This window comes from Phyllobacterium ifriqiyense (assembly GCF_030817885.1).
GTDB classification, from domain to species: domain Bacteria; phylum Pseudomonadota; class Alphaproteobacteria; order Rhizobiales; family Rhizobiaceae; genus Phyllobacterium; species Phyllobacterium ifriqiyense.
In genome coordinates, this window is record NZ_JAUSZT010000003.1 from 888,884 (window position 1) to 909,061 (window position 20,178).

Here is a 20,178-nt window from a genome sequence, read left to right on the forward strand (position 1 = left end):
GGATACCTGTTTAAACGACACCAACTCGCGATTGCAGAGGAAGTGCTTTGCTTCCGATTTTAATAATGATACCACCTGATTTGCCTGAAAATGGTGCATCTCGCCTTTTAAAAAAGGCATTCCCTTTTGAAAGACTGAACAATGTCGGTGGTTACAACTCAAGAAGCCGTGCCGCAGCATGCATGGCGTGATGAAATTGTGGCGATGCTCACCTTGAGTTGGCCCATCATCCTGACCAATGTCGCGCAGGTCGCGATGACCGCTACCGACGTGATGATGCTGGGCTGGCTGGGTCCGCATGCGCTGGCTGCAGGTGCTCTTGGTACAAATCTCTATTACGTCCCGATGATTTTCGGTCTGGGCCTCATGACGGCAACAACGCCAATGATCGCACGCGAGCTTGGGCGTAACCGGTTTACGGTGCGGGAAATCCGTCGCACCGTACGGCAGGGTTTGTGGATCGGCGTCACCATTTCCATACCGATCTGGCTTGTTCTGTGGAACGCAACACCCATTCTTCTGGCAATGGGACAGGATGCCGATTTGGCTCAGGAAGCCGGCACTTATGTTCGGGCGCTGCAATGGGCCGTGCTGCCATTCTATTTCTATATCGTCTTGCGCTCATTCATGGCCGCATTGGAGCGTCCCGGCTGGGCGTTGGTCATCGCCTTCCTGGCCGTTGGTTTTAACGCGCTGGCAAACTATGCCCTAATTTTCGGCCATTTCGGATTTCCCAAGATGGGCATTATCGGTTCGGGAATAGCGACTGCTCTCTCCTCGGTCCTGATGTTTTCCGGCCTTGTGGCCGTTATTTCACTTGATCGGCGGTTCCGGCGCTATCGGCTTTTTGGCCGCTTTTGGCGCGCCGACTGGCCGCGTTATGCGCAATTGATGCGATTGGGCCTGCCGATTGCTGCGATCCTGAGCTTTGAAGTTACAATCTTCAATGCTGCCGCTTTCCTCATGGGCATTATCGGGCCAAGCTCCCTTGCTGCGCATGCCATCGCCATTCAGATCGCATCCATAAGTTTCATGGTCCCGCTTGGCTTCGGGCAGGCCGCCACTGTTCGTGTCGGCCGTGCCTATGGCGCACAGGATTCCGACGGAATTAAAAAGAGCCGGCTGGGTCGCCTTCACTGCCGGTACAGGTTTCATGGCGCTTACCGCCCTGTTGATGATACTGGCACCTTTACAGCTCATCCGCGCCTTCATCGATATTCATAATCCGGCCAATGCCGAAGTGATTGGTTTGGCCATATCATTTCTGGCTCTGGCCGCCCTGTTCCAGATTTTCGATGGCGCGCAGGCGGTTGCCAGCGGCATGCTGCGCGGTCTGCATGATACAACTATTCCGATGGTCTATGCCGCGATTGCCTATTGGGGGATTGGCCTGCCCCTATCCGTAGCCTTTGCCTTCTGGCTAGGCATGCAGGGCGTTGGAATCTGGCTAGGCCTTTTGAGCGGCTTGGCTGCCGCTTCTGTGCTGCTGCTGGGTCGCTGGCTAAGACGAGAGAAGCTCGGGATCGAGATTATCCGCTAGCATCGGACCGAAAACTGGAATCCCGGTTTTCGAGTAATCCGATGCCAAAACAAAAGGATAGATCGCCATCTTGCGCCCGTGAGGGCGCCCGGCGATCTAAAAATCGATTGTCCGGCCTTTGATCTCCCAATCGCCAAATCGGGCGGGGTCCTTACCACCTCGTCCGCCGATTTCGCGGGGCTGATCAGATGCAGCTTTTTCCGCCGCATGCCGCGCTTTAGCTTCCTTTAATGCCCGTTGCGCTGCCGGTGGCAATTGGTCAAAACTTGGACGCGGGCGCTGGTCGTCATTATCGGCCTGCGGCGGCGTGGATGACTGTTCACCAAAATTGGACGGGGTCATGTTATACTCATTCCGAATATACTGATCATTGAAGCTTGCGATGCGAAACCCCATCATATAGGCGGAATAAACGCAATAAAAGGAATAACCTTGACTATCCTGCTGTTACTGGAAGAGAGACTTCTATCATGAACGTAATGCGCACAGGCATGCTCCTCGCCTTCATGACAGCGCTATTCATGGGCGTAGGGTTTCTCATCGGAGGAACCGGCGGCATGATGATCGCCTTTGTTGTAGCTGCGGTCATGAACCTTTTCAGCTATTGGAATTCCGACAAGATGGTGTTGCGGATGCACCATGCTGTCGAGGTCGATGAGGCGAATGCGCCCGAATATTACGGGATCGTGCGCGATCTTGCAGCCAACGCCAATCTGCCCATGCCAAAGGTTTACCTGATCCAGAATGCGCAGCCCAACGCATTCGCGACCGGGCGCAATCCTGAAAATGCCGCTGTTGCCGCCAGTACCGGTCTTCTGCAAGCCCTGTCCCCGCAGGAAGTCGCAGCGGTCATGGCACATGAACTGGCCCATGTAGAACATCGCGACACACTGATAATGACCATCACGGCTACGCTGGCTGGTGCCATTTCCATGCTTGGCAATTTCGCCATGTTCTTTGGCGGCAACCGCCAGAACAATAATCCTGTCGGGTTTATCGGTATTATTATCGCCATGATTGTTGCGCCCTTTGCTGCAATGATTGTTCAGATGGCCATTAGCCGGACCCGCGAATATGCGGCCGACCGGCGCGGAGCGCAGATTTGCGGCAATCCTCTGTGGCTTGCTTCTGCGCTGAACAAGATCGCGCGTGGCGCAAAACAAATCGTCAATGAGGATGCCGAGCGCAATCCTGCCTCCGCCCCATTGTTCATCATCAATCCCTTGAGTGGTCGCGGCGCGGATAGTCTGTTTTCAACCCATCCGGCCACGGAAAATCGTATTGCAGCGCTGGAAGCCATGGTGCAGGAATTTCGCCAGGCTCAACCGGCGCCGCAGCAGGGACGTGCCGTTCAAGCTCCCGCAGAAGACGAAGTGGAGGACGACCGCCCTTCGCCCTGGGGACGCAATGGCGGTGGGCGTAAAGGCCCATGGGCATGAGTGTGGAGCACGGTACGAAACGGCCATTCGGTAAAAAGCCAAAAGATTATATCGACGCTGAAGACCGTCCGGGTCTTGCTGCCCGGCAATGCGCGACGCGGCTTCTAGGGGCTGTGATTGAAAAACATACGTCGCTCGACGGGCTGACCGATAATCATAATGGCCATCCGCAATATATGGAGCTTGAAGACCGGGACCGTTCGCTTGTGCGGGCGATTCTCGGTGCTGCCTTGCGTAACCGCGGCACGATCGAGACAGCGATCGGCCAGATGATCGACCGGCCATTGCCTGAAAATGCCGTGGCCTTGAAACATCTGCTCCACGTTGCAGCAGCCCAGATTCTTTATCTGGATATTCCCGATCGCGCTGCCGTCGATCTTGCGGTGACCGCTGCGAATAATGATCCGCGCAATCGCCGTTTTGCCTCAATGGTCAATGCCGTTTTGCGCCGCCTGTCCCGTGAGAAAGATACATTCAAAGCGGGCGCCAGCAATGTGCCAGAATGGTTCGAAGAGACACTTATTTCCGCCTATGGCAAGGATAAGGCGAAAGCCATTCTCGACATCCAGGCGAAGGAGCCTCCCATCGATCTGACGGTCAAGGGTGACCCCGCAGAGTGGGCGGAAAAGCTAGGCGGCATTGCTCTGCCCACAGGCTCGGTGCGGCTTGGTACCGTTGAGGGCTCACTGACTGAACTTCCCGGTTTTACGGATGGCGATTGGTGGGTGCAGGACACCGCAGCCAGCCTTCCCGCCAAGCTCTTTGGCGATATTAAAGGCCAACGCGTTGCTGACCTTTGTGCAGCGCCCGGCGGCAAGACAGCACAATTGGCCCATGCAGGCGCTAATGTTACCGCGCTTGATCTTTCCGCCAACCGGCTGAAGCGTCTGCGCGGCAATCTTGAACGTTTGGGCTTGGTAGCTGAAACCGTTGAAGCCAATCTTTCTGCTTATAATCCCGCAGAACCATTCGACGCCATTCTTCTTGATGCCCCGTGCTCTTCGACAGGCACAGTTCGCAGGCATCCGGATGTGCCTTGGACGAAAACGCCGGAGGATGTGCGCAAGCTTGCCAATCTTCAGGCGAGACTGCTTGATCATGCGGTGACCATTGTTCGTCCGGGCGGGATTGTCGTGTTTTCCAATTGCTCGCTCGACCCGCTTGAGGGTGAAACTGTTTCCCGTGATCTTCTTGCAAAGAACCCCGCCATTGAACTCGTGCCCGTAACGAAAGATGAAGTCGGCGGCCTTGCGGAATTGATCACGGCGGAGGGATTCGTCCGCTCGACGCCAGCGGACCTGCCCAACGAAAATCCCGCCCTTTCCGGCATGGACGGCTTCTTTGCAGCACGTTTTCGCCGAAAATACTAAAATTTTAACTCTTCTGGCCGCATAATTACTGACTGTCGGCAAATTCGAAGCAATAACAATATGGTCGCGTTGAGCGAAACACCGCAACTATGGGGACTTGCAACAGCGCAGCTTTGGCGCCGTTTCCGCAGACGTGTGCGTATGGGCCCGCTTTACCGCTGGCGTTTTACCGGCTTTACGCCCGAGCGTGTGCTCATAGCACCGCAAGATTTACGCCCTGCCGATCCGCAGCTCGCCGAAGAGTTTTACCATGGCCGTTTCGCGCTTGCTGGCCGCGTGGTCGAGACCGGCGGACGCTCGCCCTTCCTTGTCGAGCCACCCAATGCCGCCTGGCAAGCTGCGCTGCATAATTTCGGCTGGCTCCGCAATCTGCGTGCAGCAGGTACAGAACTTGCAACCGCAAATGCCCGCGCGCTTCTCAGTGACTGGATCACCACCCATGGCCGCTCGATCAGCGGACCTGCCTGGGCACCCGAGGTCACGGCCCAGCGAATCATAGCCTGGCTGCAGCACTCCAACCTTATTCTGGCCGGTGCAGAACTTCGCACCTATCGCCAATTTATGCGCTCACTTGCCATGCAGGTGCGTTATCTGCGCACCATGGCCGCCGTTATGGATGATGGCGAAGAAAAGCTGCGTGCGCGCATCGCCTTGGCTCTTGCCGCTCTGGCCCTGCCCGTCTCTTCAAGCACCAGCCGCTCGGCTCGCCGCAATCTGGAATTGGAACTTGTCCGGCAGATATTACCCGATGGCGGCCATATCTCGCGCAATCCGCTGGCGATTCTGGAATTGCTGGCCGATCTGCTGCCCCTGCGCCAAACCTATGCCAGCGGGCAGGAAGCGCCGCCTAAAGCGCTCATCGAAGCAATCGAGCGCATGCTGCCTGCATTGCGCTTCTTCCGTCATCATGATGGTAGCCTGGCGCTCTTCAATGGCGTTGGCGCGACCATGCCGGAACGGGTAATCGCCGTGTTACGGCACGACGACATTGGCGGCCTCCCGCTTATACATGCCGCTCATTCCGGTTACGAACGCCTTTCCATGGATTCGACAACCATCATTGCCGATACGGGCCTTGCGCCTCCCGTTACGGCATCACGTGACGCACATGCGGGTTGCCTATCCTTTGAAATGTCTTCCGGGCGCAGCCGCTATATCGTAAATGCCGGTGTAGACCGTTACGGACCGGCGGAGTTCCGGCCCTTGGCACGCTCCACCGCAGCGCATTCGACAGCAACGATTAACGACACATCATCCTGCCGCTTCAGCAACACATCCGGCCTTTCGACGATGATCGGCACGCCCATCATTGCGGGCCCGAGCAAGGTCAATATTGAGCGGATTGAAAAACCGGGCGTGATTGGCTTTGTTGCAAATCACAATGGCTATGTCCGCCCCTTTGGCATTTACCACGAGCGCCAGATTGTTCTGTCGCACAATGGCAGCGTGATCGAAGGTATCGACAGTTTCTTTGCTGCCGGACGCAATCCCTTGCGCCACACCGGAGCAGAAGAAATCGTCATCCGTTTTCACCTGCATCCATCCGTGAATGTCAGCGTGGATGATCACGGCCTGATTGTGCTGCAAGCCGATAATGACGACATCTGGATGTTCTCATCGACCATTCAGCCCTTCGTCGAAGATTCGCTGTTCTTTGCCGGTTTTCGCGGACCCGTGAAAACCCGGCAGATCACGCTTTCAGTCAACGCTGCCAATCGCCCGGAAGTTGAATGGCAATTTACCCGCACGACCCTCGGTGTTTACGGCTGATCCGAATTCACCGAATCTTGTATGAGCAAGAGGCGACAAATGCCCGCTGATCGGCTATACGGAACTTAACGCCATCGCCGCATTTTCCGGCACAATCCCATTCTCAGATATATTATCAGGAGCCGATCATGGAGTATCGTCAGCTTGGCCGTTCCGGTCTTAAAGTATCCTCGCTCAGCCTCGGAACCATGACTTTTGGCGGCAAAGGCAATTTTGCCAAAACCGGCGACACGGATATTGAGGGTGCAAGGCGACAGGTCGATATGGCCCTTGATGCAGGCATCAATCTGTTCGATACCGCTGATATCTATTCGAACGGCGCATCCGAGGAAATCCTTGGCCAAGCTTTAAAGGGCAAGCGCGATAGGGTTCTTGTTGCGACCAAGGCGCGTTTCCGCATGGGCGAGGAAATCAACGATGCGGGCCTGTCGCGCTATCATCTTATCCGTGCTGCCGAAGTGAGCCTGAAGCGTCTCGGCACAGATCACATTGATCTTTACCAACTCCACCAGTGGGACGGTATGACACCGCTCGACGAGACCCTCGAAGCACTGGACACACTCGTTCGTTCGGGCAAGGTTCGTTATGTTGGTGTCTCAAACTTCTCTGCGTGGCATCTGATGAAGGCGATGGGCGTTGCCGCACTGGAAAAATTCATCGCGCCGGTTAGTCAGCAAATTCACTACAGTCTCGAATCGCGAGACGCAGAATATGAACTGATCCCAGCCACACTCAATCAGCAGCTTGGTGTACTCGTTTGGAGCCCGCTCGCCGGAGGATTGCTTTCGGGCAAGTATCGCCGCGGCACTCCTACGCCGGAAGGTACGCGTCAGCTTGCCAATTGGGGGGAACCACCTATCCGCGACGAGGAACGCCTCTATGATATTATTGAAGTGCTGATTGGCATTGCTGAAGCCCATAAGGTTTCGGCGGCGCAGGTAGCACTCGCATGGCTTCTTGGTCGCAAGGGAGTGACATCTCTCATTATCGGCGCAAGAACGGACGCGCAGCTCGCAGATAATCTTAAAGCTGCCGACCTGGTGTTGACTGCCGATGAGCGCGCAAACCTCGACAGAGTAAGCCAGCCACCATTGATCTATCCTTATTGGCATCAGGCACGCACTGCATCTGATCGCCTTTCTGCGGCAGATCTATCCCTCATCGAACCTTACCTCAGCAAGTAAAAAGGTCCGGCGGAGGGAGGCCACCGGCAGAGAGAACATAATGGCCTATTCAAACAAGCCCGCCGATCAATCTGATAAATCGGAAGTGACAGCGGCAGAGCCCAACGGCTTGTCGCCTGCTCTGACCTTCCTGTTTGCCTTCGCCTGCGGGGCGATGGTTGGAAACATCTACTATGCTCAAGCACTGATCGGACTGATCAGCGACGATCTCAATCTGCACGGCGGGATGGCGGGCTTCATCGTTACGGTAACCCAGCTCGGTTATGGCGCGGGGCTTCTGCTGCTTGTCTCCCTTGCGGATCTGTTCGAAAACCGGCGTCTCGTGCTGCTCACTCTCGGTGGCACGGCGCTGGGTCTTGCAGGCGCTGCAGTGTCCGGCTCTGCAACCACCTTTCTTATTTCATCCTTCGCCATCGGCTTTTTCGCCTGTGGTGCGCAGGTGCTTGTGCCCTTTGCCTCCCATCTTGTTCCTGCTGCCTCGCGCGGCAGGACTATAGGCAACGTGATGGCGGGCCTTTTGACCGGCATCATGTTGGCGCGGCCACTGGCCAATCTGGTAGCGTCGGAATTTGGCTGGCGCGCCATCTTCTGGATATCGGCAGCCGCAATGCTGGCAGTACTTGTGCTCCTGCGTATTGCCCTGCCGCAACGCCAGCCGCAGGGTGGAATGCGCTATGGTGCGATCATCAAATCCATGTGGCATCTTTTGATCACGACACCAGCCTTGCAGCGGCGCGCCTTTTACCAAGGGATCATTTTCGCCAGCTTCAACTTGTTCTGGACTGGCATTCCGCTGCTTCTGAGCGAACAGTTCGGGTATAGTCAGCGCCAGATTGCTTTGTTCGCATTGGCAGGCGCAGCCGGTGCTCTTGCCGCGCCCATTGCTGGCAGGCTGGCAGATCGTGGCTATACCCGCCAAGGTACAGCTATCGCGATGGTAACGCTGACCCTGTGGTTTTTGATTGCCGGCTGGGCAGGCACTGCCATCTCAATTGCCGCATTGGTACTTTGCGCGATTTTCATCGACAGTGCAGTTCAGACCAACCAGATTCTTAGCCAGCGCATTATCTTTTCATTGAATGACGCGGCACGCGGACGGCTCAATGCGGTCTATATGACCATCGTCTTTCTGCTTGGCTCGAGCGGATCAGCGATTGCCGCCGCCAGCTATTTTTATGGCGGCTGGTGGGCAACCTGCATGACCGGTGCAATCATGGGGCTTATCGTTCTCGGGGCCTTCGCTACAGAAAAAGCCTCCAAATCACCCGTGTGAACTTGTGCAAAAAGGTAGGATTCCGGCTCGGCCTGTGCTAACGGCCAAGCCAATCCATTGACCCCTACGAAATTTAAGGACGAATCCATGGCCGTCGCCGCGAAATCTTTTCCCGCTCCCAATCTCCATCCGGTCAAGCGGGCGCTTATTTCCGTTTCCGACAAGACAGGCCTGACTGCGCTTGCTCATGCGCTGCATCGTCATGGCGTCGAGATCCTCTCGACTGGCGGCACATCCAAGGCGATTGCCGCCGAGGGCATTCCGGTACGTGATGTTTCCGACATTACTGATTTTCCCGAAATCATGGATGGCCGCGTCAAGACATTGCATCCCAAGGTGCATGGCGGCCTGCTTGCGGTGCGCGATGATCCCGAGCATGTCGAGGCGATGAAGGCCCACGGCATTGGCGAAATCGATCTCGTGATTATCAATCTTTACCCATTCGAAGAAGTCCGTCACTCCGGTGCCGACTATGCCAATATCGTGGAAAATATCGACATTGGCGGCCCCGCGATGATCCGCGCCGCCGCCAAGAACCATGCCTATGTCGGCGTTGTTACCGAAACCGGCGATTATGACATGGTCATTGCAATGCTGGACAAGCATGACGGTTCGCTGCCCTATTCTTTCCGCCAGAGCCTTGCTGCCAAGGCCTATGCGCGCACAGCCACCTATGATGCAGCCATTTCCGGCTGGTTTGCCGAAGCGCTGATGACGGAAACACCATCACGCCGCGCGATCGGCGGGCATCTCCATTCGGTCATGCGTTACGGCGAAAACCCACATCAATCGGCTGGTTTTTATCTCACCGGCGAAAAGCGCCCGGGCGTCGCCACGGCAACCCAGCTACAGGGCAAGCAGCTCTCCTATAACAATATCAATGATACCGACGCGGCCTTTGAACTGGTTGCCGAGTTTGATCCCGCCCGTACATCCGCCGTTGCCATCATCAAACATGCAAATCCATGCGGCGTGGCTGAAGGCGCGACCTTGAAGGAGGCCTATCTGAAGGCCCTCGCCTGCGATCCGGTTTCCGCATTTGGCGGCATTGTCGCGCTCAACAAGACGCTGGATGCGGATGCCGCTGAAGAGATCGTCAAGACATTCACCGAGGTCATTATCGCCCCTGATGCGACGCCCGAAGCGCAGGGCATTGTTGCGGCCAAGAAAAACCTGCGGCTGCTTGTGACAGGCGGCCTGCCTGATCCGCGCGCTGGCGGTATCAGTGCAAAGACGGTCGCAGGCGGCCTTCTGGTTCAGTCCCGCGACAGTGGCGTTGTTGACGATTTGGATTTAAAAGTCGTCACCAAGCGCGCGCCGACCGAGGCTGAAATGTCCGATCTCAAGCTCGCCTTCCGTATCGCCAAACATGTAAAGTCCAACGCAATTGTTTATGTCAAGGATGGTGCAGCGGTCGGTATCGGCGCCGGTCAGATGAGCCGCGTGGACAGCGCCCGCATCGCTGCCCGCAAGGCGGAAGATGCTGCCGAGGCTGCAGGCCATACAACGCCACTTACAAAAGGCTCAGTCGTTGCGTCAGACGCTTTCTTCCCCTTTGCCGATGGTTTGCTTTCCGCTGTCGCGGCTGGTGCAACGGCTGTCATTCAGCCCGGCGGTTCAATGCGCGATGATGAGGTGATCGCCGCTGCAGATGAACATGGCATCGCCATGGTCTTTACCGGCATGCGCCATTTCAGACACTGATCTTTGCGGCTGGATATGGCGTTCTTGCAAGGATCGCCAGACCGATGAGCAAAAAGATCATGATCATCGCCATGCCAAGGCGTGGCGATCCGCTGAGAACCGTTACGGTCGCTACCATGAAGGGCGCTAGAAAGCTTGTCGCCCTTCCTGACAATGCATAAAGGCCGAAATACCGTCCCGCTTCGTCAGCGGAAATACTGCGCGCCATATAGGAGCGCGATGAAGCCTGCACCGGCCCGAATGCGATGCCTATCAGCAACCCAAAACCGATATAGGCTTTTTCCGCTGGCGTACCGAACAGGCCACCAGTGTCAACACCAGGCAATTGCAGCAAGCCAAAAAGCGTATAGCCGGGTCCGGTCGAAACAATCCCAAGCGTCGCGATGGTAAGCGAGATCAGCGATGCGATGACCACGGTTTTTGACCCGAACACTGTGTCAAACTTGCTGGCGACAAGGCAGCCGAAAATAGCCACGACATTCAGGATAATCCCGAAAATCCCGATCTCCGCTGTTACCCAGCCAAACATCGTTGTAGCGAAGGCCCCGCCAAGGGCAATCAGCGCATTAACGCCGTCCTGATAGATCATGCGCCCGACGAGAAAGCGCACGATACCGGGCCTCTGCCTTGCTTCCTTCAAGGTGGATTTCAGTTCGCTCAGGCCAGCGCGCACGGCCCTGCCCGCTGGCAAGTCCTTCAGGGAATCCGGCGTAAAGAAAAACATGGGCAGGATAAAAATCAGATACCAGAGCGCCGCCAAGGGGCCGGTGGCCCGATCCCCTTCGGAAAGACTTGGATCAAGCCCGAAAATCGGGCTCGCCCCGAGAAGGGTCTTTCCCGTTTCCGGAGAGGCAGCCATGAAAGCCACGACAAAGATTAGCACAATCATCCCGCCAAGATAGCCAAGACCCCAGGCAATATTGGAAATACGGCCAATGTCTTTTTGCGCCACCAGGCGCGGCATCATGGAATCATTGAACACGATGGAAAATTCGGCGGCAATGGAGGCCAGCGAAAAGAAAAACAGCGGTGCTATCAGTCCCGAACCCGGCTCTGCAAACCATAGCATGCATAGTGACAGGATTTTAACGGCAGCGAAAAAGCCGATCCAGGGTTTGCGCCGTCCGGTCTGATCCGCAATTGAACCGAGGACCGGCGATAATATGGCGATGAACAGGCCGGAAATAGCGATGCCATAACCCCATGCTGCCTGCCCCATTGCAGGATCGGCAGCCATGCGCGAAACAAAATAAGGCCCGAAGATAAAGGTCGTTACAACTGTGAAAAAAGGCTGCGCCGCCCAGTCGAAAAACATCCAACCCCAGATACCGCGTTTTGGTGCTTGTTCCATGCAGACTCCAGTGATCGGAAGATCAACTTCGCAAATCTATGGCACTGGTTATCTCTCCCCTTGCGGGAGAGATAGGATTTTCCTGGATTTAGCCTCTTTGTTAAATCCTTGGATAATCCAAGTGAGGGGATAGTTCGATGACAAAATCCCCTCTCTTGTGATTCCTAGCACTTAGCAAGAGCTAAGGTGCTGAAATCACATTCTCCCCCACAAAGGGGGAGATAGCCACCTCCAAATCACGACAAATCAGACAGCAGCCCCGCTGCGACAGCCAGACGTGACACGGTAAGATCACCGGTTTCGACGATATTTGCCATGCGCTGGCGCACTTCATCCAAACGCGAACCCCGGCTTGCCAGCCATTCCTTGGCTGGGTCGGCCTTCTTGCCATGCTGGGTCAGTGCTGACACCGCAATGCCCCGCCGCGCCTGACTGATCAGATCTGTGGCCCGGGCAAGCGCCAGACCATCATAATAATCAGCAACAGATACGCTGCGTGCTGCATCCTCGATGCGGCCAATACGGAACGCTTCCGAAATATCGAAATAGGCTTTGGCCGCGGCGGCAATATCGACATTGGCCGCCTGCGCCACCGCTGCGATATCCGGGATGATCGGCGCAATTTCCAGACGCGCCATCTGTTCCGCAAGCGCCTGCGGCGCACCAAGCGCAACATTATTGGCCGTATCTTCGCGAATGAGTGCCATCATCGTTACTGGCAGAAGCTTGTCGAGCCGCGGCAGCAGCGCATTGCGACCAGCCTTGATCTCGGCAATAGCGCCTCCAAGGTCGGCACTCTTGCGATTGCGCAAAACCCAGGCTGTCGTCCAGTTCAACATCTGCGCAACCTTGGCGTAAAGCCCGTTCTGCACATCGCCCGGCATGAGATTATCCAGGCGATCAATCGCGTCGAACAGACCGTCCACTTCAAAACCATCGCGAACGATGACATAGGCACGGACGATTTCCGGCCCCGATTGGCCGGTCAGGTCCGAAAGCCGGCTGACAAAAGTCGGTCCGCCCCGATTGATCACATCATTGGCGAGCTGCGTTGCAATGATTTCACGGCGCAGGCGATGCGTACGTATTTCGTCGGCAAAGCCTTCCTTCATCTGGATGGGGAAATACTCCATCAGCTCGCGCTCAAAATAGGGATCATCCGGCAGATCGCTGGCCAGAAGCTGGTCCGAAAGCACGATCTTGGCATAAGCCAACAGCACGCCAAGCTCGGCGCGGGTTAGCGGAATGCCTTCGATCTGGCGTTCCTGCAATGCCTTGTCTTCCGGCAAGGTTTCCACCTTGCGGTTGAGCAGCTTTTGCGCTTCCAGATCGGTGATAAAACGGGCCTGATAGGCAAGATCCACAATACCGCGCCGCTGTGCCAGCGAAAGCGCGAGTGTTTGCAGGTAATTATTACGCAGAACCAGAGAACCGACCTCATTGGTCATGGATTCCAGCACCTTATCGCGTTTCTCACGCTTCAGCTTGCCGCTGCGCATGGCCTGCGCCAATGCAATCTTGATATTGACCTCAACGTCCGACGTATTGACGCCGGCAGAATTATCGATGGCGTCTGAATTGCAGCGGCCGCCCAAAAGGCCAAATTCGATACGTGCTTTCTGGGTAACGCCGAGATTGGCACCTTCGCCGATAACCTTGGCCCGAACATCGCTGCCGGTAATGCGGATGGCATCATTGGAACGATCGCCAGCTTCCGCATCGGTTTCGAGCGAGGAGCGGATATAGGTGCCGATACCGCCAAACCAGAGCAAATCAACCGGCGCTTTAAGGATAGCCGTCATGATTTCAAATGGTGTCGCTGTGGTCTTGCCAAGTCCAATGGCTTTCGCCGCTTCCTTGGAAAGCGTAATGGACTTTTGCGAACGCGAGAATACACCGCCGCCAGCGGAAATCTTCGACTTGTCGAAATCCTGCCAGCTGGAACGCGGCAGATCAAACAGACGCTGCCGCTCCTTCAGCGTTGCTTTTACATTCGGTTCCGGATCGATGAAGATATCGCGGTGATCGAAGGCGGCAATCAGCTTTGTCTGTGGCGACAGCAGCATGCCATTGCCAAACACATCGCCCGACATATCGCCGACACCAACAACCGTGAATGGCGTGGTCTGGATATCAGTGCCGATTTCACGGAAATGGCGCTTGACCGCTTCCCAGGCACCGCGCGCGGTAATACCCATTTTCTTATGATCGTAGCCGACAGAGCCGCCAGAGGCGAAAGCATCGTCCAGCCAGAAGTCATGGGCTTGACTGATTGCATTTGCCGTATCGGAGAAAGTTGCCGTGCCCTTATCGGCAGCAACGACGAAATAGGGATCATCGCCATCAAGCCGGATGACGTTTTCCGGCGGTACGACAGTTTCGCCCTGCAGATTATCGGTCACGGAAAGCAATGTCGAAATGAAGGTAATATAGGCCGCGCGCCCTGCTTCGAAGATCGCATTGCGGTCGCTTCCTGTCGGCAGACGCTTCGGATAAAAACCGCCCTTGGCACCAACCGGCACGATGACGGCATTCTTGACCTGCTGCGCCTTGACCAGTCCGAGAACCTCGGTGCGATAATCCTGAGCGCGATCCGACCAGCGCAGACCGCCACGAGCAACCGGGCCAAAGCGCAGGTGCACACCCTCGACCTCGGGGCCGTAAACGAAAATCTCGCGATAAGGCCGCGGCGCAGGCAATTCATCCAGAGCCCGTGGATCAAGCTTGAAGGCCAGGGTGACGCGTTCGCTGCCATTTTCTTCCGGCGCAAAGGCATTGGTGCGCAATGTCGATTCAATCAGGTTGAGGAATCGCCGCAAAATGCGATCATCGTCAAGGCTCGGCACACCCTGCAAGCCTTCCTCGATGGAAGCCCGAAGCTTTTGCTGCGCCGATTGGGATTTTGTTGCTCCGGCCTTGTTTTTCGCAGGATTGAAACGTTGGTCGAACAAACCAAAAATCTGCTTGGCAATAGCCGGATACCGGTTCAGCGTTGCTGCAATGAAATCCTGGGAATAGGGAATGCCGGCCTGCTGCAAATAGCGGCCATAGGCGCGCAGGATGATGATCTGGCGCGATGAAAGCTGTCCCGTAAGTGCCAGCGCGTTATAGCCGTCATTGTCCGAGGCACCATCCCAGATACTGCGGAAAACCTCCTCAAACAGATCCCCATCATCAGCAAGATCGATTGGGATTTCAGATGTGCTGGTCAGTTCCATATCATGGACAAAGAGCGGGCTGCCATCGGCTGCGGGCAGAGCGAAAGTCTGCTCGCTGATGACGCGAAAGCCCATATTCTCAAGAAGAGGCACGCGCTGCGAAAGCGCAACCGCCGAACCATAATGATAGATCTTCAAGGAAGCGGCGCCCGGACCATCGGTGCGATGGCGATAAAAATCCACGAACAGCGGATTGTTGCGTGTCAGCCCGGCAATACGCCCGGCATCGACAAGCGCTTCTTCCGGTGAAAAGTTTTCACGGTAGCTGTCAGGGAAGGCCGCAGCCAGAGTGGTAAATTCCGCCGCGCCAGTGCGGTCGCCAACCTCGGCAACAGCATCCTCCCAGGTGCGGACGATAGCGCGGACATTTTCTTCCAGCACCTCGCGTTTGACCTTGGGGAAGTCATTTTCCGCATGACCTATGATAAAGTGGACGCGGGCCAGATTGCCTTCCGGAAAAGCCGGATAATAAGCCGACACATGCCCATCATAGACCGCGGCAAAATAGGACCCCATCTTTTCGCGAACAACAGAATCGTAGCGTTCACGGGGGACATAGACAATGATCGAGGCGAATCGGCCAAACGGATCAATGCGTGGCAGAACACGCACGCGCGGCCGCTCTCCCAGAGCAAGAATGATCTCGGCATTTCGGGTCAGTGTCTTGACGTCGATCTGGAAAAGATCGTCGCGTGGATAGCCCTCAAGAACCTTTATCAGCTGCTTGCCGGAATGATCTTCCCGGTTGAAACCAAGGCGGCTGATAACGCTTTCGGTCTTCGAGCGCAGATAGGGGATTTTCAGCACGGAGCGCGTATAGGCGCCTGATGTAAACAGGCCGACAAAACGCAACTCGCCGCTAACCTTGCCTTCCGCATCATAGGTTTTGACGCCGATATAATCCATATAACCACGGCGATGCACCAGCGACTTCGTATTCGCCTTGGTGACAATCAGCGGCTCAGGGCCGGTGAGAAAGGCAATGATCTGCGGCGTGGTGGTTACGCCCTGATTGCCACGCTTGAGCACGCGAACATCCGGATCGCGCAAAATGCCAAGGCCAGGCTTGCCCGAACGTTCCAGCTCGCCCTGGCTGCCATCGCCCTGATAATCATATTCGCGGACACCCAGAAAGGTGAAATTATTGTCGCGTAACCATTCGAGAAATTCGACCGCCTCATCGCAGGCGGCTTTCTTCATCGGTGTTTTGCCGGTCTTGTAAGCCTCGATTGCATCGTCAAGACGAGCCGCCATCGCGCCGCGATCATTGACCGCTTCCCGGACCTGCTTGAGCACAAGATTAAGCGCAGCCAGCATGATCTCACGCGCTGGAGCGTCCAGCGCAGGCACATGGATCTGCATCACTGAGACGCGAGCTTCGTCCTTGCCGGGCTTATCGGGACCAGCGGCACCGATAACGGCACCGCTCTTCTTGTCCACATCCATCACCGGATGCAGCACCAGATAGACAGAGCTGACCCTCTCGCTGATCTCGCCAAGGACAGAGTCGAGCAGGAAGGGCATATTGTCATTGATCAGTGTGATGACGGTGATCGGGCGGCCATCACGGGAAACAGCACTTCCATCGGAAATATCTATGAGGGGTTTGCCCGACTTGAAGCGCCTCAGTGCATCTTCTGCCAGCTTTGCAGAAGCTGTCAGAGCACCCGCATCATAGACCGCCAGATCCTCTTCCGGAGCGCGCACAAACAGCAGTTCCTCGAAGAGCCGGACCTTGTTTTTGGCGTTTGCAGACTTTGCAGTTTTCGACGTCGGTGCGGATTTCTTCGCGGAATTTTCGCTGGAAACCATAAAATACCCCCCTGAATTCTCAAAACTGGCTAATCATAGCTATTAAATAAGGCTTTTCGACCTCAAATTGCATGCAAACGTGAAAATAGCGTGACACGCAAGAATATTACAATTCGACGAGATGATCATCGAGTTCATTGACATCTTCATGACCAATCGGGAAATGTTCCTCCAGCAGCAAACCGGCTCTCTCAATCGCCTGAAGAAATCCTGATGCAACTTCGCCTTTTTTTGCGTGATCCGTAAGCAGGCTGACAATCCCGTTCCACTCTTCCTGTCCAACCTTGGCATTGATTCCGGCATCGGCAATCACTTCCGCATAGCGCTCGGCCTGCGAAACAAACAGCAATATGCCGGTTCGCTCCGTTGTCAGGTGAACATTGCGCGCAAGAAACTGCTGAATGGCATTTTGATGCGCGCGGCGATATCGGACCTGCCGCGGCACGAGCAGCATCGTTATGCCGGGCACAAGCCAAAGCACCAGCACTGCGGTCAGGAATGCGGCAAGAATGGCAAGGCCAAATGTCGGTAGCGGTATGATGAACCAGTACCAATGTGCGGCAAGCGCGACGATCACGGCGGCGAGTAAAATACCGCATGCGGCAGTAAAACCGGCAACGAAGAAGTAGCTGTCGCTCCGCCGTGCAACCACGGCATAGATCTCGCCGCTCGTGCGACTTTCAGCAGACCGGATCGCCTCGGCAATACGTTTGTGATCAATGTCTGTGATTAAGGCCAATCTACCAGCTCCCCGATGCGCCGCCGCCGCCGGAAGAACCGCCGCCGCCCGAAAATCCACCACCACCGCCACCGGACGACCAGCCACCACCACCGGAAGACCAACCCCCGCTGCCGCCACCGCCATTGCGCCTTGATGGCCTTGTATCGATATTCATTCCGAGCCAGCGATATTGGCCGGGTCCGATCTTTTGCCCGAAAACCGGGGCCAATACCGCCATGCCGAAACCGCCGAAGAAAATGATGACCCATACCGTGATGAAGATCACCATGAACCAGTCGATATCGGTATTGGGCTCTTTGATATTGCGCTTGGCGCGAGCCTCAAGCTCGGCTGAATCACCGGAAAGAACCTGGACTATATCATTGACACCGCGCGCTATTCCCCCGGAATAATCACCGGACCGAAAACCGGGAATAATGCTGTTCTCAATTATGAGCTTTGACAGCAGGTCGGTCAGCGTGCCTTCAAGACCATAACCGACCTCTATCCTGACCTTGCGGTCATTCGGGGCAACGACGAGCAAGACGCCGTTATTTTCCTGCTTCTGTCCGAGTGCCCAATGGCGATAAAGCCGGTTGGAGTAGGATTCAATATCTTGACCATCGAGATCAGGCACTGTCACGACGACGACCTGATCTGAGGATTTCGTTTCAAACGCTTCCAGCTGACGTGTTATCGCTTCGCGAGTTTCAGGCTCGATGACATTTGCACCGTCAACAACACGGCCGGTCAGCGCTGGCAGCTCTGCTGCAAAGGCATGAACGGAAAAGACAGCCAGCAGAACAAGAGCCAGCCAAAGGCGGCTGGCACCGGCAGCTATCGGACGCATTGCTCTCACATCAAATGCCTAGAATTTTACCTGAGGCGTCTGCTTCGCCGAATCTTCGATGTTGAAAGTCTGATAAGGCTCATTGCCGGTAAACCATATCCACGCCCAGATCATTGTCGGCATGGTTTTCAGCGCCGTATTATAGACCCGCACCGCTTCGATATAATCGCGCCGCGCAACGGCAATGCGGTTTTCCGTACCCTCAAGCTGCGATTGCAGGGCCAGGAAATTCTGGTTGGATTTCAGGTCAGGATAGTTCTCGACCACCGCCAATAGCCGCGACAGCGCGCCGGTCAGCTGAGCCTGATTCTCCTGGAATACTTTCATCGCATTGGGATCGGTCAATGTCTCCGGCGACACCTGGACCGAAGTGGCTTTGGCACGCGCCTCCACCACGGAGGTCAGCACGTCCTTTTCCTGAGCGGCATAACCTTTGACGGTTTCCACGAGATTGGGGATCAGATCGGCTCGGCGTTGATATTGGTTCAGGACATCGCTCCATGCTGCCTTGGCGCGTTCTTCATTGGTCGGGATCGTGTTGAATCCGCAGGCCGATAGCAGCGGGACAAGCAACGCCAGTGCCAAGACGGAAAGAACCCGTCCCATTTTGCGACGGGGTGCCAGCGATGAGCTCATATACAGCATAGTCCACTCTCCAATTTCTACTCGTCCCCAAGCGGCCATGACCGCATATGTGTGAGCCTAGCCATTTTTTATTCCAAAAGGAACTGGCAAAGCGCTATGCTGAGTGTGAAGCAATGGGGCCACCATGACAGGCAGCAACAAAGACAATCAGCAGGGCAAGGAAGCGCAGCGTATCCTGCAACGTGTAGGAGATGAAACCGTTTCAAGCGGCCTTTCATTTACTGATCGCACCAAAGGCCATTTTTCGGCCAAGGACGCCGATGCTTCCGACCCTATCGAGGTTCTCGGCACACGCATTGGCAGGGCTTTGGGATTGCTTGTCGTCATTGCCATGTTTATCTGGTTTTTGATCTCGTTCTTCGGCTAGTAAAATGGACCGCCTAGGCCGCCTTTTCCCAACTCGCGCATGAGTACCCAATGAATAATCCCGCTATATCTTCCAATGCCGTCATCGTCATTTCCAGTCATGTGGTGCGCGGCTCGGTGGGCAATCGCGCTGCTGTTTTTGCGCTGGAGACACTGGGGCATCCCGTTTGGGCCGTCCCGACCGTCATCCTGCCATGGCATCCGGGACATGGCCCGGCCAAGCGGATTGTGCCGCCTGCCGAACAGTTCGACGACCTGATTGCGGATCTTGAACGCGCGCCTTGGCTCGGCGAAATAACCGGCATCATGAGTGGTTATCTTGGCAATGCTGCGCAGGCCTCTTCCGTGGCCCGTCTTGTCAAAACCATTAAGGAAAAAAACAAGAAAGTACTTTACCTTTGTGATCCCGTGATCGGTGATGAAAAGGGCCTCTATGTTCCCGAGGCGACAGCGATCGCTATTAGAGACGAACTTATGCCGCTGGCCGATATCTCGACGCCCAATCGGTTTGAGCTTGCGTGGTTGGCCGGAGCCGATCTGCCTGATAACAAGGCTGTCATGCAGGCAGCGCTTCACGCGGGTCCCGCCACAATGCTTGTCACGTCAGCCCATCCCATGCTGGCAGGCGGAACAGGTAATCTTCTGATCAATCACGCGCTCGCGCTTCTTGCCGAGCATCGCCTCGTCACCGGGCCGACCAATGGCCTGGGTGATCTGACTTCTGCCTTGTTCCTTGCCCGTATGCTTTCAGGAATCGAATTGGAACAGGTGCTGCAACGAACCACCGCCTCTGTTTTTGAGATCATGGCGCGATCTGCCAAGCGCGGCGCGGACGAACTCATGCTCGAAGCCGATGCCTCGAGCCTCTCTACACCAATGGCAATGGTGCAAATGCGCCGTCTGACTCACCCTACCAAGGGCATCAGGGCCTGAAG

14 protein-coding genes and 1 pseudogene are annotated in these 20,178 nt (G+C 55.8%); 9 read left to right on the forward strand and 6 right to left on the reverse strand.

All coding sequences use genetic code 11. From position 1 onward, the window contains the following. Positions 1–141 precede the first annotated feature (141 nt). Positions 142–1,540 (forward strand): annotated as a pseudogene (locus QFZ34_RS11905) (MATE family efflux transporter). Between the two features lie 96 nt (positions 1,541–1,636). Here QFZ34_RS11905 and QFZ34_RS11910 read toward each other — a convergent pair. Further along, positions 1,637–1,882 (reverse strand): DUF1674 domain-containing protein, encoded by a 246-nt coding sequence (locus QFZ34_RS11910; RefSeq protein ID WP_307281132.1) that lies wholly within the window; start codon positions 1,880–1,882, stop codon positions 1,637–1,639. A gap of 128 nt (positions 1,883–2,010) precedes the next feature. Between QFZ34_RS11910 and htpX the strand changes: the two genes are divergently transcribed. The 6 genes from htpX to purH all read left to right on the forward strand — a co-directional run bounded on the left by htpX (position 2,011) and on the right by purH (position 10,280). Beyond that, positions 2,011–2,979, forward strand: coding sequence for a zinc metalloprotease HtpX (gene htpX / locus QFZ34_RS11915; RefSeq protein ID WP_307281134.1), 969 nt, complete (start codon positions 2,011–2,013; stop codon positions 2,977–2,979). Then, positions 2,976–4,349: an RsmB/NOP family class I SAM-dependent RNA methyltransferase gene (locus tag QFZ34_RS11920; RefSeq protein ID WP_307281138.1), complete on the forward strand. Its 1,374-nt coding sequence runs from the start codon at positions 2,976–2,978 to the stop codon at positions 4,347–4,349. The genes htpX and QFZ34_RS11920 overlap by 4 nt, the downstream gene beginning before the upstream one ends. Before the next feature lie 60 nt (positions 4,350–4,409). Next, complete coding sequence (locus QFZ34_RS11925; protein ID WP_115054358.1) at positions 4,410–6,119, forward strand: heparinase II/III family protein; 1,710 nt, start codon at positions 4,410–4,412, stop codon at positions 6,117–6,119. Between the two features lie 128 nt (positions 6,120–6,247). Beyond that, a complete protein-coding gene (locus QFZ34_RS11930; RefSeq protein ID WP_307281140.1) occupies positions 6,248–7,303 on the forward strand; it encodes an aldo/keto reductase in 1,056 nt (351 codons plus the stop codon). 40 nt (positions 7,304–7,343) lie between these two features. Then, complete coding sequence (locus tag QFZ34_RS11935; RefSeq protein WP_307281144.1) at positions 7,344–8,576, forward strand: MFS transporter; 1,233 nt, start codon at positions 7,344–7,346, stop codon at positions 8,574–8,576. Positions 8,577–8,663: 87 nt separating this feature from the next. Continuing rightward, positions 8,664–10,280, forward strand: a complete 1,617-nt coding sequence (gene purH / locus QFZ34_RS11940; RefSeq protein WP_307281147.1) for a bifunctional phosphoribosylaminoimidazolecarboxamide formyltransferase/IMP cyclohydrolase — start codon at positions 8,664–8,666, stop codon at positions 10,278–10,280. Here purH and QFZ34_RS11945 read toward each other — a convergent pair. From QFZ34_RS11945 to QFZ34_RS11965, 5 genes are all read right to left on the reverse strand, one after another. Continuing rightward, a complete protein-coding gene (locus tag QFZ34_RS11945) occupies positions 10,270–11,631 on the reverse strand; it encodes an MFS transporter (RefSeq protein ID WP_307281149.1) in 1,362 nt (453 codons plus the stop codon). The two genes, purH and QFZ34_RS11945, sit on opposite strands and share 11 nt — an antisense overlap. A gap of 236 nt (positions 11,632–11,867) precedes the next feature. After that, entirely contained in the window at positions 11,868–16,661 is a 4,794-nt protein-coding gene (locus tag QFZ34_RS11950) for an NAD-glutamate dehydrogenase (protein ID WP_307281153.1), read from the reverse strand. Between the two features lie 106 nt (positions 16,662–16,767). Then, positions 16,768–17,400: a TPM domain-containing protein gene (locus tag QFZ34_RS11955; RefSeq protein WP_307281157.1), complete on the reverse strand. Its 633-nt coding sequence runs from the start codon at positions 17,398–17,400 to the stop codon at positions 16,768–16,770. 1 nt (position 17,401) lies between these two features. Further along, a complete protein-coding gene (locus QFZ34_RS11960) occupies positions 17,402–18,232 on the reverse strand; it encodes a TPM domain-containing protein (RefSeq protein ID WP_307281159.1) in 831 nt (276 codons plus the stop codon). Positions 18,233–18,250: 18 nt separating this feature from the next. Then, positions 18,251–18,868, reverse strand: a complete 618-nt coding sequence (locus QFZ34_RS11965) for a LemA family protein (protein ID WP_115054774.1) — start codon at positions 18,866–18,868, stop codon at positions 18,251–18,253. Between the two features lie 133 nt (positions 18,869–19,001). Between QFZ34_RS11965 and QFZ34_RS11970 the strand changes: the two genes are divergently transcribed. Both QFZ34_RS11970 and pdxY read left to right on the forward strand, forming a co-directional pair. Next, positions 19,002–19,244: a hypothetical protein gene (locus tag QFZ34_RS11970; protein WP_307281161.1), complete on the forward strand. Its 243-nt coding sequence runs from the start codon at positions 19,002–19,004 to the stop codon at positions 19,242–19,244. Positions 19,245–19,294: 50 nt separating this feature from the next. Continuing rightward, on the forward strand, positions 19,295–20,176 hold the full coding sequence (pdxY, locus tag QFZ34_RS11975; protein WP_307281162.1) for a pyridoxal kinase PdxY: 882 nt from the start codon (positions 19,295–19,297) through the stop codon (positions 20,174–20,176). Positions 20,177–20,178: the final 2 nt, after the last annotated feature.

What these genes read in the sequence shown, in the direction of transcription:
- QFZ34_RS11970 (WP_307281161.1), top strand. Translation starts at nt 19,002, where the DNA reads ATGACAGGCAGCAACAAAGACAATCAGCAGGGCAAGGAAGCGCAGCGT.
- QFZ34_RS11935 (WP_307281144.1), top strand. Translation starts at nt 7,344, where the DNA reads ATGGCCTATTCAAACAAGCCCGCCGATCAATCTGATAAATCGGAAGTG.
- htpX (WP_307281134.1), top strand. Translation starts at nt 2,011, where the DNA reads ATGAACGTAATGCGCACAGGCATGCTCCTCGCCTTCATGACAGCGCTA.
- QFZ34_RS11945 (WP_307281149.1), bottom strand. Translation starts at nt 11,631, where the DNA reads ATGGAACAAGCACCAAAACGCGGTATCTGGGGTTGGATGTTTTTCGAC.
- QFZ34_RS11950 (WP_307281153.1), bottom strand. Translation starts at nt 16,661, where the DNA reads ATGGTTTCCAGCGAAAATTCCGCGAAGAAATCCGCACCGACGTCGAAA.
- QFZ34_RS11965 (WP_115054774.1), bottom strand. Translation starts at nt 18,868, where the DNA reads ATGAGCTCATCGCTGGCACCCCGTCGCAAAATGGGACGGGTTCTTTCC.
- purH (WP_307281147.1), top strand. Translation starts at nt 8,664, where the DNA reads ATGGCCGTCGCCGCGAAATCTTTTCCCGCTCCCAATCTCCATCCGGTC.
- QFZ34_RS11930 (WP_307281140.1), top strand. Translation starts at nt 6,248, where the DNA reads ATGGAGTATCGTCAGCTTGGCCGTTCCGGTCTTAAAGTATCCTCGCTC.
- pdxY (WP_307281162.1), top strand. Translation starts at nt 19,295, where the DNA reads ATGAATAATCCCGCTATATCTTCCAATGCCGTCATCGTCATTTCCAGT.
- QFZ34_RS11910 (WP_307281132.1), bottom strand. Translation starts at nt 1,882, where the DNA reads ATGACCCCGTCCAATTTTGGTGAACAGTCATCCACGCCGCCGCAGGCC.
- QFZ34_RS11960 (WP_307281159.1), bottom strand. Translation starts at nt 18,232, where the DNA reads ATGCGTCCGATAGCTGCCGGTGCCAGCCGCCTTTGGCTGGCTCTTGTT.
- QFZ34_RS11925 (WP_115054358.1), top strand. Translation starts at nt 4,410, where the DNA reads ATGGTCGCGTTGAGCGAAACACCGCAACTATGGGGACTTGCAACAGCG.
- QFZ34_RS11920 (WP_307281138.1), top strand. Translation starts at nt 2,976, where the DNA reads ATGAGTGTGGAGCACGGTACGAAACGGCCATTCGGTAAAAAGCCAAAA.